This window comes from Emticicia sp. CRIBPO (assembly GCF_009905725.1).
Lineage (GTDB): Bacteria > Bacteroidota > Bacteroidia > Cytophagales > Spirosomataceae > Leadbetterella.
The window spans coordinates 372,321-390,494 of record NZ_JAAAKV010000008.1 but is presented as its reverse complement, the minus strand read 5'-3'; the positions used below and the strand labels follow the sequence as shown (position 1 = coordinate 390,494).

The window sequence follows — 18,174 nt, the reverse complement described above, 5'->3', positions numbered from 1 at the left end:
TCCCGGCGGCGGGGGCGGTGGCTTCGGTGGTGGGGGTGGAGGCACAGACCCCTCCAGTTTTATGGTCTCGGGTCAGAGCGGCATTACCCGTACAAACGCCCTGGGAATTAACCTGACAGACAACTGGGGTAAAAAAATAAAATTTAACGGCAGCTATTTCTTCAACGGAACAAACAACCAGAGGGTACAAGATACTGAAAGGACCATTTTTACCTCATCTGATGACCAGCTTTATGAAGAAGCTTATAACAGGAAATCAAACAACTACAGCCACAAGGTAAGCAGCCGGATAGAATACACCATCAACAAAACGAATTCATTGATATTTACACCTCAGTTGAGTGTTCAGCTGAACAAAAATACAACAAACTCTGAGGCCCAGAACTCACTCCCGAGTCTGTCTACGATGCTGAGTAACCTGGTTTCGACACAAAACAGCGATGGTACGGGGATCAATGCCGGTGGTGACCTGTTATTCAGACACCGTTTTGCCAAAGCCGGAAGAACCTTCTCTATCGGCCTGGGTAACTCATACAGCTACCGTTGGAACGACGGAGTTCTTTACTCAAAAAATGAATATTTCTCACTGACAGACACCAGTGTCGTGATAGACCAGATCAGCGAAACGATCAGCAATTCGAACACCATCAGGGTAAGAGGAGATTACAATGAGCCCTTGTCTAAAAACTCGCAGTTGCAGATCAGCTATAACGGTACATTCCAGAACAATGACTCAGATAAAAAGACTTACGATAATGCAGAGGGCAGCGGTTATACCGATCTGAACACGACTTTATCAAACGTTTTTGACAACTCATTCAATACCAACAGGGGCTCGCTGAGCTACAGGTATAACAAAGGACAGGATTTCAACATGAACTTCGGGTTGAGCTATCAGCACGCTCAACTGACCGGTTCGCAGATCTTCCCCAATGCATTTACGCTGGAAAAGACCTTTGCCAACATCCTTCCCAACGCGTTTATCCGTTATAACCTGAATAAAAACCAGAACTTCAGGTTGTTTTACAGAACCAATACCAATGCACCTTCTATCAACCAGCTGCAAAACGTATTGAATAACTCGAACCCGCTTCAGTTGAGCACCGGTAACCCGAATCTGAAACAGGAGTACAGCAATGCGGGATCGATCAGGTACAGCAGCGTTAACCCGACCAAGGCCACGAGCTTTATGATCAACGTATTCGGTGAAACCCGTTCGGACTATATCTCCAATGCGAGTTATGTAGCCACTAAAGACACGGTGATACAGGGAATCGCACTGAAAAGAGGAACGCAGCTGAACAGACCGGTTAACTTAGGGACAAGCTACAGCATCAGGACCTTCATGAACTACGGCTTCCCGGTGAAATGGCTGAAAAGTAACCTGAACCTGAACATGGGTGTTAACTATACCGAAACGCCGGGTCTGGTCAACAACGTGAACAACACTGCCGAAAACACTACGCTGAGCGGCGGATTGGTCGTAGGAAGTAACATCAGCGAGCAGGTTGACTTTACCGTATCTTATAATGGTAACTATTCCATCATCACGAACACGGTAAACCCGACACTGAACAGCAACTATTATTTCCAGAACATAGCCCTGAAACTGAATCTGTTGAGCAAAAAAGGCTTTCTGTTCAATACCGAAGCGATCAATACGATCTATACAGGACTTGGCGAGGGATACAATCAGAATTTCACCTTGCTGAACATGAGCGTAGGTCAGAAATTCCTTAAAAATAATGCAGGAGAATTGAAACTTACGGCTTTCGATTTGCTGAATCAGAACAACAGCATCAGCCGTTCGATAACTGAATCTTATGTGGAAGATGTGAGATCTATGGTTTTGAACCGTTATTTCCTGCTGACTTTCACTTACACGATTCGTAATTTCAGATGATCATTTGGGTAAATGGGCGGTTTCATTTTTGATTTCGCCCATTACAAAAATACTTTGTGTACTCCCGATGTTTTCAAGAGAAGCCAGTTTGTTCATAATAAAGCTTTGGTACTCACGCATATCCGACACCACTACTTTGAGCTGAAAATCGTAATCGCCAGAGATATTCAGACACTCCAGCACCTCAGGCATGGTGATGATCTCTCTCACAAAATTTCCCCCGGCTTCTTTCTCATGTTCTTTCAGACGGATGTTACACAAAACCATCAGGTCTTTTCCTACTTTTTCACGATCAACTATCGCCACATACTTCATGATGGCCCCTTCATTCTCCAGACGTCTGATCCGCTCATAAACAGGAGTCGGCGAAAGATTTAATCTTCCGGCTAACTCCTTGGTAGTCAGTTTGGCATCCTGCTGAAGATATTTCAGGATATCCTTGTCCGTATCATCAAGTTTGATCATTTTTACTTTATATTTTTAACAAAAATAGATAAAACAAATATAAAAGTAAATTTTTATAGCGTTTTTATCTATTTATATTCAAAATCACTTTAATTTTTATCTTTTATCCTTAAATTTGTCCCCACTTACAGAACTTAAAGATCTGTCGACAGCAAATGCATAGTATAAGAGAAATATTAAAGAAAAGAATTCTGATCCTGGATGGGGCCATGGGTACGATGATCCAGCGGTACAAGTTGGAGGATGAAGATTACAGAGGAGAGAGATTCAAAGATTTTCCGCATGATATAAAAGGGAATAATGATCTGCTGTCCATCACCCGTCCGGACGTCATCCTGGCCATCCACAAGGAGTATTTAGACGCCGGGGCAGACATTATAGAAACCAATACTTTCAGTGGAACGACCGTCGCCATGGCCGATTACCACATGGAAGACCTGGTTTATGAAATTAACTTTGAGGGGGCAAAACTGGCCCGTCAGGCTGCTGACGAGTATACCGCTGCCAATCCTGATAAACCAAGGTTTGTAGCCGGGTCTATGGGGCCAACCACTAAAATGGCTTCCCTGTCTCCTGACGTCAATAACCCGGGCTTCAGAGCCATCAATTTCGACGAACTTAAAATTGCATTTACCGAGCAGGTAAGGGCCCTGATAGATGGTGGTTGCGACTTGTTGCTGATTGAAACCGTAACAGACACGCTCAACTGCAAAGCCGCTATTTATGCCGCCAATGAAGTCATTGAAGAGATCAGGGCTACAAATCCTGATTTTGATATGCCGCTGATGATTTCGGGTACCATCACCGATCAGTCGGGCAGAACACTGACCGGACAAACTTCCGAAGCCTTTTATAACTCCGTTTCGCATGGCAACCTGCTTTCTGTAGGTCTTAACTGTGCTCTCGGAGCCAGGGCCATGAAACCTTATCTGGCAGAATTATCAAGGGTTTGCAATGGTTTTGTCAGCGTTTATCCAAACGCCGGGTTGCCCAATGAAATGGGACAATATGACGAATCGCCTGAGTTTATGGGCGAGCAGGTCATCGAATTCCTTCAGGACGGTTACGTGAACATACTCGGAGGGTGTTGCGGAACCACGCCTGACCACATCAGGGAATTCGCCAGGCTGGCAGCACAGTTTCAGCCGAGGGTTCAGCCGGTGATAGAGCCTATGCTCAGACTCAGCGGATTGGAACCTATGACTTTGACCCAGGAACTGGGTTTTGTCAATGTCGGAGAAAGAACCAACGTGACCGGTTCGAAAAAATTCCTGAGACTCATTAAAAACGAACAATACGAAGACGCCCTTTCTGTAGCCAGAGACCAGGTGGAAGGTGGTGCCAATGTGATCGATATCAACATGGATGAAGGGATGCTGGACGGTGTTTACTCGATGTCTACATTCCTGAATCTTGTCGCTTCAGAACCGGATATTTCTAAAGTCCCGGTCATGATTGACTCTTCCAAATGGGAAATCATTGAAGCCGGACTAAGATGTGTGCAGGGCAAAAGCATCGTCAACTCCATTTCGCTGAAGGCCGGAGAGGCGGAATTCATCAGCCAGGCCAATACCGTCAGAAAATTCGGAGCGGCTGTGATCGTCATGGCTTTTGATGAAGACGGACAGGCCGATACCACTGCCAGGAGGATTGAAATAGCCAAAAGATCATACGACATCCTGGTCAATGTGGTCAATTTCCCACCTGAAGATATCATTTTCGATTTAAATATATTCCCTGTCGCTACAGGAATTGAAGAACATAAGATCAATGCCATTTCCTTTTTTGAAGGGACAAAATGGGTACGTGAAAACCTGCCTTACGCTCACGTCAGCGGTGGGGTCAGTAACGTCTCCTTCTCTTTCAGGGGAAATGACAAAGTAAGGGAAGCCATTCACTCGGCGTTCCTGTACCACGGAAGACAGGCCGGAATGGACATGGGGATCGTTAACCCGGCCATGCTGGAAGTGTATGACAACATTCCGAAAGACCTGTTGGAGGCGGTGGAAGATGTACTGCTCAACAGGAAAGAAGACGCCACCGAGCGTTTGCTTGACCTGGCCGAAAGCCTGAAAGGCAAAGGCACTGAAACCGAAAAAGTAGCCCAGGAATGGAGGAGCGAACCGGTTGAAAAAAGAATTGAATACGCCCTTGTCAAAGGAATCATAGAGTTTATTGATGAAGATGTTGAAGAAGCCAGGCTAAAATATCAGCAGCCGATCAAAGTCATTGAAGGCCCGCTGATGGACGGCATGAACGTCGTCGGGGATTTGTTCGGAGCAGGAAAGATGTTCCTTCCGCAGGTCGTTAAATCGGCCCGTGTGATGAAAAAAGCGGTGGCATACCTCTTACCTTACCTGGAAGAAGAAAAGAGGATTTCAGGGAATACCACCAAAAATAACGGTAAAATCCTGATGGCGACCGTAAAAGGGGATGTGCATGACATCGGTAAAAACATCGTGGGTGTAGTTTTAGCGTGTAACAACTTCGAAATCATTGACCTGGGCGTCATGGTTCCGGCCAACAAAATCCTGGAAGCCGCCGTAGAACATGAGGTGGATGTGATAGGATTAAGCGGACTGATTACCCCTTCTCTTGATGAAATGGTGTATGTAGCCAAGGAAATGGAGAAAAGAGGTATGAAAATCCCTTTGCTGATCGGTGGAGCTACCACTTCACGGGTGCACACCGCGGTTAAAATTGATCCTTTCTACTCAGGCCCAGTGGTACACGTATTGGATGCTTCTAAATCCGTACCGGTGGCCAGTAACATGCTCAGCATCGACCTTAAAGAGGACTATATCAAAAGTGTAAAAGCCGATTATGCCGTTTTCAGGGAAGAATATCTGAACAGGCAGACAGAAAAAAAATACATTCCGTTTGAAGAAGCCCGTAAAAACAAACTAGCCATTGACTGGGAAAATTCTGATTTAAAAAAACCTAAGTTCCTGGGAACCAGAACATTTGAAAACTATAGTCTCAGAGAAATCGAGAAATTTATAGACTGGACACCTTTCTTCCAATCATGGGACCTACACGGCCGTTACCCTAAAATCCTGGAAGATGAAGTAGTGGGAACGGAAGCTAAAAAACTGTTTGCAGATGCCCTGGAAATGATGAAAGACCTCGTCAATGAGAAATGGCTGACAGCCAATGGCGTCATCGGTTTCTGGCCGGCCAACACCGTGGATGTCGACACACAGGTCATTTACGACTTTGAAGTCATCGACGAGGGCCACAACAGCAGCTGTTCTTCACTGACCCACGACCACAAGGTTTATAAAGAAAACCGTGAGAAACAGATTTCTTCGTTTTTACACCTGAGACAGCAGGGGCAGAAAGGTAAAGGCATTCCGAATCTGTCGCTGGCGGACTATATCGCCCCAGTTGAATCCGGTAAAAAGGACTATCTCGGCGGTTTTGCGGTGACTATTTTCGGAGCAGATGAAAAAGCCCGGGAGTTTGAAGCCAAAAATGATGATTACAACGCCATCATGGTCAAAGCCCTCGCCGACAGGTTTGCTGAAGGCTTCACCGAATTGCTTCACCACAAAGTAAGGACAGAACTCTGGGGTTATGCTGACGATGAAAATCTGAGCAACGAAGACCTGATCAAAGAGAAATACCATGGCATCCGTCCGGCACCGGGTTATCCTGCCTGCCCGGACCATACCTTAAAAATTGAATTGTTTAAATTACTGGATGCTGAGAAAAACATCGGTGTTCAGTTGACCGAAAGCCTGGCCATGTACCCGGCGTCCTCTGTAAGTGGTCTTTTCTACAGCCATCCCGACAGTAAATACTTCGGATTGGGAAAAATCGGGAAAGATCAGATCGCCGCTTATGTAGCCAAAACAGGAAAAAGCGAGGAGGAAGCCGAAAGATGGCTGTCGCCGGTCTTAAACTATTAATCTGGGAAAAGTGATAACGAAAGAAAACATATCTGACTACCTGAAACAGCTTCAGGATAACATTTGTGCCGCTATCGAATCTACCGACGGAGCGGGCGTTTTTAAAGAAGATGCCTGGCAGCATCATTCGGGCGGGGGCGGCCGCACCCGGGTAATCGCCAAAGGAAACATCATCGAAAAAGGTGGCGTCAACTTTTCTGCTGTAACCGGCAAAACGTCTGAAGCCTTACAAAAACAGCTTAAAATAACGTCTGAACTTGAATTTTTCGCCACAGGTGTTTCCATTGTGATGCACCCGGTTAATCCTCACGTGCCGATCATCCACATGAATGTCAGGTATTTTGAGTTGTCGGACGGCACCTGCTGGTTTGGTGGCGGGATCGACCTTACACCTCATTATGTAGTAAAGGAACAGGCCAGCTGGTTTCATCATCAGCTGAAAAACACCTGTGATACTCACCATCCTGAATTCTATGAAAAGTTCAAAATCTGGGCCGATAATTACTTCTATATTCCGCACCGCAACGAAACCCGTGGTATAGGCGGTATCTTCTATGACTACCTTAAGCCAGACACTGTTTTAAGTCATACCCAATCCTCTTTTTCAAAAGAACAATTGTTTGATTTCATGAAAGGCGTAGGAGAGACTTTTGCTCCAACCTATACTCATCTGATGAAAATTAACGGTGAAAAGCCGTTCTCTGAACAGGAAAAAGAATGGCAGTACATCAGAAGAGGCAGATATGCCGAATTTAACCTGGTGTGGGACAGAGGCACCAAATTCGGCCTGGAAACCAACGGACGGACAGAATCCATCCTGATGAGCCTTCCGCCACACGCTGAATGGCAATATGACTACCAGACAGTACCGGGAAGCGAAGAAAGTCTTACTTTATCAAACCTTGTCAAAGGAATCGACTGGATCAATCAATAAAATGAAGAAGGCTTAAATCCCAGTTTTCTGCAGGACTATAGCTTATTTTGCCTCTTTTTATCTGAAGGGGCGATGACACGTTGTTGGTATACAGCTGACCTGTGCCCAGACCCTGTGGCAATGGATTATCAAACTCTGCTGTAAACTGGCAAATGGCATTTAAACCGATATTGGACTCAAGAGCAGAGGTCATCCACCATTGAATATCCTGTTTTTCAGCTTCTTCTATCCATTCGCTACTTCCCTGTAAACCGCCCATCAGGCTGGGTTTTAAAATAATATAAGGCGGTTTGATGGTTTTCAGAAGCTTTTTCTTTTCTCCAGGATCCGTAACCGTGATCAGCTCTTCATCCAAAGCAATCGGAACCAGGCTCTTTTCACATAATTCAGCCATCAGCTCTGTCTGACCTTGTTTTATGGGCTGCTCAATACTGTGAATGTCCAGTTCCGACAGGATTTCCAGTTTTTTCATCACATCCGACTTTTCAAAAGCTCCGTTGGCGTCCACCCTTAATGTCACTTCCTCCCTGGAGAAATTAGCCCGGATACTTTTCAAAAGCCCGATTTCCGTGTCAAAATCTATGGCTCCGATTTTCATTTTAATGGTATCATATCCTTCCTGCAGCTTTTTCTCAATCTGGGCCGACATAAAATCTTTTTCACCCATCCAGATCAGCCCGTTTATGACCGTTTCTTTCTGTTTATTGAAGAAATCATTGTCAAAAATCTTTCTTTTTCCACCGTAATTCAGGTCTGCCAAAGCCGTTTCAAGAGCAAAAAGAACGGACGGATAGTTTCGCAAATAACTTATTATATTGACAATATCTGTATATTCAAACTCATTTCTATTGATCTCCCTGACCAATTCTATCAGTTTTTGTTCGGCAATCTCTCCAAAATCAATGCTCAGGCCTTTCAAAGGTCCGGCCTCACCGATTCCGAAGCGTTCGGGCTCGTTCTGATTGAAGATTTTCAGATAAAAAGAATCCTTATTTTTTAAAACTCCACGCGAAGTACCGGCGTCAAATTTAAAATTTAGCGTATGTTTGCAGTATTGTGCTCTAAGCGGCATTTCACAGAATGATTAAAAAAATAGTTTTTGTTTTATTGTACCCTTTTGCGGTCTTGTACAATCTCATTACAAGTATAAGGAATCTATTGTTCGATTTAAAGCTATTTAAATCATTTGAACCGGACGTTTTCTCTGTGGGAGTCGGTAATCTGACGGTTGGTGGGACCGGAAAGACCCCGGTTACCGATTTTCTGATCAGTTTTCTAGCAGAAAATAAAGTCGGTGTCATCAGTCGTGGATACGGCCGTTCTACCAGAGGATTTATTGAACTTAAAGAAGCTTCAGCAGCCGCAGAAGTAGGCGATGAGCCTAAAATGTTGTTTGACAGACACCGGAATAGTACAAAATTCTTCGTTTCAGAAAGCAGGGTAGGGGGATACCTGAAAGCAGTTTCCCAATATCCGGAAACCAACCTCTTCATTTTTGATGATGTCTATCAGCACAGGCACTTCAAACCCCAGCTGATGATCCTGCTCAATGATTATAACCGTCCTTTCTACAAAGACAGTCTTTTGCCTGCAGGGAGGCTTCGGGAGAGCCGGAGCGGAGCAAAAAGGGCTAATATTATACTCGTAACTAAATGTCCGAAATTTTCAGAAAATTCTGAAAAAAGACAAATTATTGACGAAATACGAAAATATGCGTCTGAGACTGCTTCTATCTACTTTTCTCATTTCATTTCGGGTGATCCCGTTAATATGAACGGCCATAAACTGGCTTTAAAACAAAAAATCGTCCTGATTTCCGGCATCGCCCAAAACGATCAGTTTTACCGGGACGTGGCTCAGAAATATGAGATTATCCACCATTATGCTTATGCCGATCATTACCAGTACACAAGAGATGATCTTGAAAAAATACCAAATGAGCATCCAGCCTTTGCAGTAGTGACTACAGAGAAAGATTTTGTAAAAATCAGGGATATAGCTCCGCCAACTTTTCTGGATAAGCTGTATTTTGTTCCGCTTTCTTTAAAAATCGATAAGGAAGAGGATTTTAAATCGGAAGTTTTAACAAGTTTTATGAATCATAACAAGATAAAAAGAGCATTTTAAGCTAAATTGCATCAAATTTTGAGATCGACATTGAATTCTAATATGCACAGAGCAAAATATCTGCTATTTGTTTTTTTTCTTATCCACTATTGCTCTTTTGGACAAATCCTTGATGACAGTACCAAGCAGGTATATGGTCCTAAATCCACCGAATACATCCTTGAAGCCGATGTTTTTAAAAACAAGAAGATAAAATACAACCCGGATACGCTCATGAACCAGTTTTTTAAAACTGATCCCCTCATGAGAAGCGGTTGGATGTTCCAGGACCTGGGCAACAACGGAACGGCCTCAAAGCCCATTCTTTATCAACCGCGGGAGAATATTTATACGGAAACCGGGTTTATGGCCTATGACCTTTACAGCCCCAAAGTAAGAGATTTCAAGTACTTCAATACCAAGTCGCCTTATACCAATATGGCTTATGTTCAGGGATTTAAGGGATTCAGTAACCTGAATTTTACACATGCCCAGAACATCAACAAGCAACTGAACTTTACACTGGACATCAACCGGATCAATTCTTCCAAACAGTTTTCGACCACCAGGTCTGAAGATAAGCTGGTGGATCACTGGAACTATTCACTGAGTAGTAATTTTGTCAGCAAAAACGAAAAATATACTTTCCTGGGTGTTTTTTACCATTTAAATCACCTGCAACATGAGCAGGGCGGGATCAATGCCGCCGACAGTGTGCTTCGGAACGTGAAATTCATCGACAGCGATTATAACCTGAGTTACCAGGCCAGAATGGCAAATGTCACCTCCAGTGAACGCTGGAACAACCTGCACATTTACCACCAATACAAACTAGCCAACGGATTCCAGGCTTTCCATGTTTTTGATATGGAAAGGAAAAAACATTTTTACAATGATTCTCAGTTTGGTGTCAACTACGCCAACGGATTTTATCCGGACTCACTGGTCAGCAACGATACGTTAAGACAGAACATCAGGTACCGTGCCTTCGGAAACAAATTCGGATTCAAGGGCCGTTTCAAAGGATTTGACTACCAGGCCTATGTTTTGCACCGTATTTATGATCTCCATTCCAATCATGGTGACCTCTTCAGAAAAAAACTGACCAACGAAGTTTTTGCAGGAGCACAGGCGGCTTATTATCTGAACGACAGCACAAAATATTTACTGGCTGAAGCCGAATTCAGTCAGAAAGCTTACTTTAAGATTAACGGAGAGTTACATTACGACAACCTGATCATCGGTCTCCAAAGCGGCCGGTTTCCTGTAGGATTGATTTATAATGACTTTTACAGTCTCAGCGGTCTGGAATGGAGTAATAATTTTGACGCTCCCGCCAATCTGCACCTTTCGGGGGCTTATGACCTGAAATTCTATCAATTCAATGTAAAACCGTCCATTAAATACTCTGTCCTCAAAAATCATCTTTATTTTGACCAGGACGGATTGCCGCAGATCAACAAAGCGGGCATTAACCTGACCGACCTGGCCCTGGAAATAGGATATTCGGGCAAAGTATTCAGTTTTGTCAACAGTGCTTTTCTGAACATAAAAATCAACGACGGAAAGAACGTGATCAGAAGACCGGTATTCATGAATAACACCACCATCATGTTTAAAATACTGTATGCCAAGGTGTTAAAAATTCAGACGGGTCTGGATATTTATTACAAATCTGCTTATAAGGCAGATGCTTACATGCCTTTGACGCAGCAGTTTCATTTGCAGGATAAATATGAAGTGTGGGGCAACGTCGTGGTTGATCCGTTTGTGGCATTCAACATCAAACGCGTAAGACTGGCCCTGAAATTCGGAAATGTAACACAGGGATTGGGCCAAAACGGCTATTACACGACTCCTTACTATTTAGGGATGGGTCGCTCGTTCTATCTTAAAATTGAATGGCCTTTATTCGACTGATCAGAGGGTTTGCAGCAGGGTGTGAAAAAAGGCATAGTTTCCGGCAAACCTTCTGTCTGCATTGGCGAGGAATAGATCACGGAAGTTGAGCTCGAAGGCTAAAAAGTCTTCATAATTATGGAAGAAAAACTGGACTGAAAACGTATGTCCGTCACCATGCACCTCAGTTAACAACCTGAAAGTCTTGATTTCTACGACCAGCGGGTTCTTATTGATCGATTGTTCGATTTCCTGCTTCAGCCAAATCTGGAAAAGCTCAGAATGAGAAATTGAGAGGTTAAAAGTGAAATTTGATAGTAACACAATAAATTTTGGTTTAATTTTGACACAAAAGTAAGAAATCTAAATTACGATTATGAATAAAAAACTGTTGGCTCCTGTTTTATCGCTGATATTTTTTCTGGCCCTGGCTGCATTTTATGCCAGTCCTATCTTAAGTGGAAAGACCCTGAGCATGCACGATGTCAACATGGCATCCGGACTCGCTAAAGAATTGACAGATTATCACAAAGAAACAGGCATATGGGCCTGGTGGACCAACTCCGCTTTCGGAGGGATGCCCGGATACATGATTGCAGGAGATTACCCTTATAGTTTTATTTCAAAACTGGGAAGCTTTATTACCAATGCTTTGCCAACCCCGATCAACATCATTTTTCTGCTCATGGCCGGATTTTACCTGCTGATGGTCACTTTAAAGCAAAACAAATGGGTGGCGGTACTCGGCTCAGTGGCTTATGCCTTCGGTACAGCCAACCTGCTTTATCTTGAAGCGGGTCACGTTTCGAAAATCCTGGCCCTGGCTTATGTACCCTGTGTGCTGGCCGGTTTTATCCTGATATTCAGAAAGGAGTATATATTAGGTACATTGGTTACTACCCTGGCCATCGGTCTGGAGCTGGGAGCCAATCACCTTCAGATTACATATTACCTGTTTTTCGTTTTGCTGGCTTACTCTGTTTACGAACTGGTGGGTATCATCAAACAAGGCGACTTCAAAGCTCTGTCAAAAATTATCCTGTGTTTTGTGGTGAGTATATTAATAGGAGTAGGGTCGCATGGCATGAGACTTTGGAACAACATGACTTACTCAGCCGAAACCACCAGGGGTAAATCTGAGCTTACCCAGACCACCGCCGGAAAAGACGGATTGGATAAAAATTATGCTTTCGGATGGAGTTACGGTATTGACGAAACATTCAACCTGATTATACCTAACCTGATGGGTGGTGGCACGGTAGGAGAGTTGTCCAAGACTTCAGAAACTTATAAAACGATGACTTCAGGTGGAATTGACGCAGCCAATGCTGCCCAGTTTATCAAACAGTTGCCTTTGTATTTCGGAGAGCAATCACCTACCAGCGGGCCGTTTTACTCAGGTGTTATTGTCGTGTTTCTGTTTATACTTGGACTCTTCCTGGTCAAGAGTAATCTAAAATGGGTGGTTCTGGGACTGGCATTATTGTTCATTGTTTTTGCCTGGGGATACCACTTCATGGCCTTCAACGGTTTTGCCTTTGATCACCTCCCGGGTCTGAACAAGTTCAGGGCGGTAACTATGAATATTACCATTGCCCACTTTCTGTTTGCCGTGGGTGCGGCCATGGGTTTAAATGAGATCATCACCGGGAAATATACCTTCGAAGAGATTAAAAAACCTTTGTATTATAGTTTTGGAATCATGGTATTGCTGATGCTGACCGGCTATTTGATGGTAGACTTCAGCGGACCAAATGACGCTCAGTTCAAATCCGGTCTGGCACAATCGCTCGGGCCTGATTTTGCCCAGAAAATATTGAACGCCATGCAGGACGACCGTGCTTCGATGGCTACAGGTGATATTTTAAGAGGTATCATCCTGATGCTGTTGGTTTCGGCGATCATCTGGCTTTTTGTGAAACAAAAGATCAAGGAAACGGTCGCTGCCATAGTGCTTATTTTACTTGTAGTTTTCGACATGATCGGTGTGGATAAAAGATACTTTAATAATGACGATTTTGTAAACAAATTCCAGGCTCAGCAAAATTTCGAGCCGAACGCTGCCAATTTGAGGATTTTGGAAGATAAAGATCCTAATTTCCGTGTTTTGAATACCACTACAGGTTTCTGGTCGGATGCCACTGATTCTTACTTCCATAAATCGATCGGTGGATATCATGGTGCAAAACTTAAACGCACGCAGGAATTGTTTGAAAATCAGATGGTTAAAAACGGACAGTTTAACATGCCGATTTATAACATGCTGAATACCAAATATTTCATCGTAGCGGATCAGAATAACCAGGTAGAGGCCCAGCTTAACCCGTTAGCACTGGGAAACGCCTGGTTTGTTGACAGCCTGAGAGTAGTCAATTCTGCAGACGAAGAAATGAAGTCGATGGATTCATTCAATCCCGGAAAAACAGCCTTTGTAGACAAGCGTTTTATCAAGGAGTCGAAGGTTTATCAGACGGATTCTACGGATAAAATCAAACTGACCAGCTATAAACCCAACGAGCTGATTTACCAGTCTGATTCTGACAAAGACGGTTTTGCTGTTTTCTCGGAAATGTACTATCGCGGTAACCAGGACTGGATCTCTTCTATAGATGGGAAAGTGACCCCGCATGTGAGGGCCAACTATGTTTTGAGAGCCATGGAGATTCCGGCCGGGAAGCACGAAATCAAATTTGAATTCAAACCTGTATCTGTAGAAAAAGGTAAATTGATAGATCTTGTGTCGTCCATTTTGTTAGGAGGGCTGATCGCATTAACCATTTATCAGTCGGTCAAAAAGAAATAATATGAATCTTACAGACAGGGCTTTTTGGGAAGATTACTGGAAATCAAAAGATAACCTGGTTTTTGAAATCCCGGAAAATTTTATTCTGACTGAAATATTAAAAGAAATACTGAAGAAAAATGATATCCGGACAGCCCTCGAGATCGGCGGCTTTCCGGGTCATTATTCGGTTTATCTGGCTAAGAATTTTAAGATAAAAGCCACACTGCTTGACTTTGTCATTATTCCTGAAATCATCAGGAATTTACTCAAAAAAAATAAAATTGAAGAACCGGAGGTGAGCTGGATAGAAACTGATCTCTTTCAGTTTTCAGATCCGGCACTTTACGACCTTGTTTTTTCCAATGGTTTGATCGAGCATTTTGAAGATACCAAAACGATCATTGAAAAACATGTGAACCTGGTAAAGCCGGGCGGCACCTTGTTTTTATCCTTGCCTAATTTCAGGGGATTCAACGGCTGGTTGCAGAAAAATTTCGACGTTGATAACTACGAAAAGCATTACATCAATTCGATGGATATCGGTTTTCTGACCAGGATATGCAAAGAGCTCGGACTTAAAAATATTGAGGTCAGATATCATGGTGTTTTTATGATCTGGCTGGAGAATATGCAGGAAAAAGGCCCTCTGTTTAAGCTCTCCTTTAAGGCTATCTGGTTGGTATTCAAGGTCTTCTTCAAGATATTTCCATTTAACAGTAAGCAATTCTCGCCCTACATTGTTTTGACAGCCAACAAATGAAGGTAGTTTTTATAAATACGGACGATTACCTCGGAGGTGCAGCTATTGCCTGTAAAAGGATAGCTAAGTCTCTCGGCGAGAATTTCGACATTGATGTAAAAATACTGGTTAAAGAGAAGAAATTTAACGACAATTTCATAGTTCCGTATAAAGATTCTTTCTTCTATAAATGGAAATCATTCCTTGATTTCGCCTTTGAAAGGGCTTATTTCACTCTTTTTGAGAAATCAAAAGATGTCAGGTTTGCGTTTTCTCCGGCCAACTTCGGAACAGACATTTCAAAGCATCCGCTGATTCAGGAAGCAGACATCATTCATCTCCATTTTGTCAACTTCGGATTTCTGTCTGTCACTGATATTCAGAAACTGGTCGAAACCGGAAAACCGATCGTCTGGACCATGCATGACATGTGGCTATTTACCGGCGGATGTCATCACAGTGGTTTTGACGAGAGCTACATGACCGGCTGCGGAACTTGTGAGCAGTATCTGAAAAACCCATCCGGAAACGATCTTTCGAAAAAAGTGTACGACCGGAAAATAGAAGCTTTTAAAAATCTGGGCAAAGCCGTTTTTGTAGGGTGCAGCCAATGGCTGGCCAACAGGGCTAAAAACAGTTTGTTGCTGAAAAACAGAAACGTCACCTCTATACCCAATCCGATAGATACCCGTTTGTTTCAGCCTCTTGAAAAAGAAGCCTGCCGCAGGGAATTAGGACTGGATACCGGAAAACAGTATATCTTGTTCGTGGCTATGAAGGCTTCGGTGCTCTGGAAGGGTTGGACCTACCTTCAGCAAGCCCTTGAGATTTTGATATTTGAGAACAAAGTGGACTACGGTACTGAAATTTTAATTCTCGGCGAGTCTGATCCAGAGGTCATGTCATTGATTCCGTTCAAAACCCACCTCCTGGGCAGGATCAACGATACCGGAAAGATCAGTAAGATCTATAATGCTGCCGATGTATTTGTCATTCCCTCGATTATGGAAAATCTTCCGAACACCATCATGGAGGCCATGTCGGTCGGTTTGCCCTGTGTCGGGTTTGAAATAGGAGGGATTCCGGAAATGATTGAACATAAAAAAACCGGGTATCTGGCTGAATATAAATCGGCAGAAGATTTTGCCCGCGGCATCACCTGGGTACTTAACGAAAGTGATAAGAAAAAACTGAGTGAGAACAGCCGGAAAAAGGCCGAAGAACAATATGCCGAAAAAACAGTAGCCGGAAAATACTTCCGGGTCTACGAGGAGCTCCTTCAATAAAAAGCGGTTTTACAAAACGCTTTTCTTCTTCAGAGAACTTTCTTCTATTTTGAAAACCAGTTTGGCTAATCCAAAGAATAAAGTAGTATAGATAACGTCACCGATCAGCATATTTCTGAAAAATGGCAGGCCGGCTTTGTAAGAAGCTACAATTCCTGTCATGTTATGAGGATATTGTCCTAAAAGAGGATTAGGTACGGCCGCTTCCGGATAAAAGAAAGCAAAATTAGTGATCAGGAAAAATAAGACTGATCCCGCAAAAACACTGATACCGATATTAAGCACAGAGGGTTTTCTGACTAAATAAGAGCCCATCAGCACGATCAGTGCGAAAGTTATATAAACGACCGGGGTTCCTGAGTGGAAGCCCCAGCCGGTTTTCAATTCCAATAAAAAATCACTGAACACCAGTATACTTAATGGCAGAATAAACTTCACCCACTTATTCTGAAAATAAGCGGCTCCGAAAAGAGCGATGGCGGTAACAGACGTAAAATTCATCGGATGATCTATCAGCCTGGTCAAAGACGCAAACAATATAATCCCCGAAATCAATAAACCTGTTTTTAATTCTGATTTGTCCATTCTTCCTATTTTTTCACAAAGGTACCAAAGGAATTAATTTTATCATAATCTAAATCCTTATTCCTTCAAAACCCAGGTGTCTTTACTGCCACCACCTTGCGATGAATTAACGACCAATGATCCTTTTTTGAGGGCTACCCTGGTCAAACCGCCCGGTGTAACGTAAATTTCCTCTCCAAAAATAATGTATGGTCGCAGATCAACATGCCGGCCTTCGATCTGGTTATCGATCAGGCAAGGGTTGGTTGAGAGCGAAATGGTCGGCTGGGCAATGAAATTACGCGGGTTTTCCTTGATTTTCTCTCTGAAAAGGTCATGATCGGCTTTGCTGGCCTTAGGTCCGATCAACATACCATATCCACCGGCCTCGTTCGCTTCCTTTACCACCAGTTTTTCGATATTTTCCAATACATACTTCATGCTTTTCGGCTCTTCACAGATGTACGTTTCAACATTGGAAATGATCGGCTCTTCGTTCAGATAATATTTGATCATTTTCGGAACATAAGCATACACCACTTTGTCATCCGCCACGCCGGTTCCCAGGGCGTTAGCCAGACCGATATTGCCCTTTTTGTAGGCTTTGAACAGGTTTGGAATACCAATCAGTGAGTTCGGGTTAAATTTCAAAGGGTCAATAAACATATCATCCAGCCTTCTGTAAATCACATCCACCGTTTTATATCCCTTGGTGGTTCTCATCATGACGTGGTCGTTTTCCACCACCAGGTCACGGTAATCCACCAGTTCGACGCCCATTTGCTGGGCCAGGTAAGAGTGCTCAAAATAAGCCGAATTATAGATACCCGGTGTAAGCACAACGATCGTAGGATTGGCTTTGCCGGAAGTAAATTTTAAAGCATCAAACAGTTTTTCAGTATATTCTGAAATGGACCTTACTTTTGCTTTCGAAACCAGTTTGGAAAGGATTTGTTTAGATAACTCCCTGTTTTCCAGCATATAAGATACGCCGGACGGACATCTTAAGTTATCTTCCAGGACAGTAAACTCTCCTTTTTCATTACGGATAAGATCCGAGCCGGTAATGTGAATGAAGATCTCTTTGGGGGGCATAATCCCCATACATTCCTTCATAAAACCTTTGCTGGAATAGACCACATGTTTCGGTATGACCTTGTCCTTCAGGATTTTCTGGTCATGGTAAATGTCCTTCAGGAACTCGTTCAGGGCCATAATACGCTGTTTGAGGCCCTTTTCAAGGACTTTCCACTCATTAGCTGTAATTACCCTCGGAATAACATCCACCGGAATGATTCGCTCAGTACCGCCTTCTTCAGAATAAACATTAAAGGTAATCCCCATGTTCATCATCGCAATTTCCATACTTTTCTGACGCTGGCTGAGGTCTTCGGAACTTAATTTATTGATAAAATCATAAATTACTTCGTTCCCGGGACGGGGGAGATTGTCTTGTTTTACGAGCTCATCATAAAACCCCTGAGTCTGATAATTAGAGAAATTGTTTTTCATATGTTTTTCTTTGGAATAATTTTTTAAACCTTTCGTTTTACTTACAATTACCTAACTTTGTGATAACTAT

14 protein-coding genes are annotated in these 18,174 nt (G+C 43.2%); 9 read left to right on the top strand and 5 right to left on the bottom strand.

The genetic code is table 11. From position 1 onward, the window contains the following. Nucleotides 1-1,903, top strand: a 1,903-nt coding sequence (locus tag GVN16_RS18455) for a TonB-dependent receptor domain-containing protein (protein ID WP_166565396.1), incomplete at its 5' end; no start/stop codon positions are given. Here the strand turns inward: GVN16_RS18455 and GVN16_RS18450 are convergent. After that, nucleotides 1,904-2,368 (bottom strand): Lrp/AsnC family transcriptional regulator, encoded by a 465-nt coding sequence (locus tag GVN16_RS18450; protein ID WP_166565395.1) that lies wholly within the window; start codon nt 2,366-2,368, stop codon nt 1,904-1,906. 155 nt (nt 2,369-2,523) lie between these two features. On the opposite strand from GVN16_RS18450, the gene metH reads away from it, so the two are divergent. Both metH and hemF read left to right on the top strand, forming a co-directional pair. Further along, a complete protein-coding gene (gene metH / locus GVN16_RS18445) occupies nt 2,524-6,279 on the top strand; it encodes a methionine synthase (RefSeq protein WP_166565394.1) in 3,756 nt (1,251 codons plus the stop codon). 13 nt (nt 6,280-6,292) lie between these two features. Further along, a complete protein-coding gene (gene hemF / locus GVN16_RS18440) occupies nt 6,293-7,213 on the top strand; it encodes an oxygen-dependent coproporphyrinogen oxidase (protein WP_166565414.1) in 921 nt (306 codons plus the stop codon). Here the strand turns inward: hemF and GVN16_RS26355 are convergent. Continuing rightward, entirely contained in the window at nt 7,203-7,862 is a 660-nt protein-coding gene (locus GVN16_RS26355) for an o-succinylbenzoate synthase (protein ID WP_409013187.1), read from the bottom strand. The two genes, hemF and GVN16_RS26355, sit on opposite strands and share 11 nt — an antisense overlap. Here GVN16_RS26355 and GVN16_RS26350 point away from each other — a divergent pair. The 3 genes from GVN16_RS26350 (at nt 7,749) to GVN16_RS18425 (ending at nt 11,239) form a co-directional block, all read left to right on the top strand. Next, entirely contained in the window at nt 7,749-8,213 is a 465-nt protein-coding gene (locus GVN16_RS26350; protein WP_409013186.1) for a DUF1374 domain-containing protein, read from the top strand. The two genes, GVN16_RS26355 and GVN16_RS26350, sit on opposite strands and share 114 nt — an antisense overlap. A gap of 80 nt (nt 8,214-8,293) precedes the next feature. Next, nucleotides 8,294-9,340, top strand: a complete 1,047-nt coding sequence (gene lpxK, locus GVN16_RS18430; RefSeq protein WP_166565392.1) for a tetraacyldisaccharide 4'-kinase — start codon at nt 8,294-8,296, stop codon at nt 9,338-9,340. Between the two features lie 42 nt (nt 9,341-9,382). Next, entirely contained in the window at nt 9,383-11,239 is a 1,857-nt protein-coding gene (locus GVN16_RS18425; protein WP_166565391.1) for a putative porin, read from the top strand. On the opposite strand, the gene GVN16_RS18420 is transcribed toward GVN16_RS18425, so the two are convergent. After that, complete coding sequence (locus tag GVN16_RS18420; protein ID WP_166565390.1) at nt 11,240-11,542, bottom strand: DUF4286 family protein; 303 nt, start codon at nt 11,540-11,542, stop codon at nt 11,240-11,242. 52 nt (nt 11,543-11,594) lie between these two features. Here GVN16_RS18420 and GVN16_RS18415 point away from each other — a divergent pair, with 52 nt between their 5' ends. Genes GVN16_RS18415 through GVN16_RS18405 form a run of 3 tightly spaced genes read left to right on the top strand, consistent with a single transcriptional unit; the run spans nt 11,595 to nt 16,028 of the window. Beyond that, the gene (locus GVN16_RS18415; RefSeq protein WP_166565389.1) at nt 11,595-14,021 is read left to right on the top strand and encodes a hypothetical protein; all 2,427 of its coding nucleotides are present in this window, start codon (nt 11,595-11,597) and stop codon (nt 14,019-14,021) included. Nucleotide 14,022: 1 nt separating this feature from the next. Then, the gene (locus tag GVN16_RS18410) at nt 14,023-14,763 is read left to right on the top strand and encodes a bifunctional 2-polyprenyl-6-hydroxyphenol methylase/3-demethylubiquinol 3-O-methyltransferase UbiG (RefSeq protein ID WP_166565388.1); all 741 of its coding nucleotides are present in this window, start codon (nt 14,023-14,025) and stop codon (nt 14,761-14,763) included. Further along, complete coding sequence (locus GVN16_RS18405; RefSeq protein ID WP_166565387.1) at nt 14,760-16,028, top strand: glycosyltransferase; 1,269 nt, start codon at nt 14,760-14,762, stop codon at nt 16,026-16,028. The genes GVN16_RS18410 and GVN16_RS18405 overlap by 4 nt, the downstream gene beginning before the upstream one ends. Before the next feature lie 9 nt (nt 16,029-16,037). On the opposite strand, the gene GVN16_RS18400 is transcribed toward GVN16_RS18405, so the two are convergent. Both GVN16_RS18400 and GVN16_RS18395 read right to left on the bottom strand, forming a co-directional pair. Next, on the bottom strand, nt 16,038-16,613 hold the full coding sequence (locus GVN16_RS18400) for a DUF6580 family putative transport protein (protein WP_166565386.1): 576 nt from the start codon (nt 16,611-16,613) through the stop codon (nt 16,038-16,040). 57 nt (nt 16,614-16,670) lie between these two features. Beyond that, nucleotides 16,671-18,104 (bottom strand): circularly permuted type 2 ATP-grasp protein, encoded by a 1,434-nt coding sequence (locus GVN16_RS18395; protein WP_166565385.1) that lies wholly within the window; start codon nt 18,102-18,104, stop codon nt 16,671-16,673. Nucleotides 18,105-18,174 lie beyond the last annotated feature (70 nt).

What these genes read in the sequence shown, in the direction of transcription:
- GVN16_RS18450 (WP_166565395.1), bottom strand. Translation starts at nt 2,368, where the DNA reads ATGATCAAACTTGATGATACGGACAAGGATATCCTGAAATATCTTCAG.
- metH (WP_166565394.1), top strand. Translation starts at nt 2,524, where the DNA reads ATGCATAGTATAAGAGAAATATTAAAGAAAAGAATTCTGATCCTGGAT.
- GVN16_RS26355 (WP_409013187.1), bottom strand. Translation starts at nt 7,862, where the DNA reads ATGTCGGCCCAGATTGAGAAAAAGCTGCAGGAAGGATATGATACCATT.
- lpxK (WP_166565392.1), top strand. Translation starts at nt 8,294, where the DNA reads ATGATTAAAAAAATAGTTTTTGTTTTATTGTACCCTTTTGCGGTCTTG.
- GVN16_RS18425 (WP_166565391.1), top strand. Translation starts at nt 9,383, where the DNA reads ATGCACAGAGCAAAATATCTGCTATTTGTTTTTTTTCTTATCCACTAT.
- GVN16_RS18415 (WP_166565389.1), top strand. Translation starts at nt 11,595, where the DNA reads ATGAATAAAAAACTGTTGGCTCCTGTTTTATCGCTGATATTTTTTCTG.
- GVN16_RS18410 (WP_166565388.1), top strand. Translation starts at nt 14,023, where the DNA reads ATGAATCTTACAGACAGGGCTTTTTGGGAAGATTACTGGAAATCAAAA.
- GVN16_RS18405 (WP_166565387.1), top strand. Translation starts at nt 14,760, where the DNA reads ATGAAGGTAGTTTTTATAAATACGGACGATTACCTCGGAGGTGCAGCT.
- GVN16_RS18400 (WP_166565386.1), bottom strand. Translation starts at nt 16,613, where the DNA reads ATGGACAAATCAGAATTAAAAACAGGTTTATTGATTTCGGGGATTATA.
- GVN16_RS18395 (WP_166565385.1), bottom strand. Translation starts at nt 18,104, where the DNA reads ATGAAAAACAATTTCTCTAATTATCAGACTCAGGGGTTTTATGATGAG.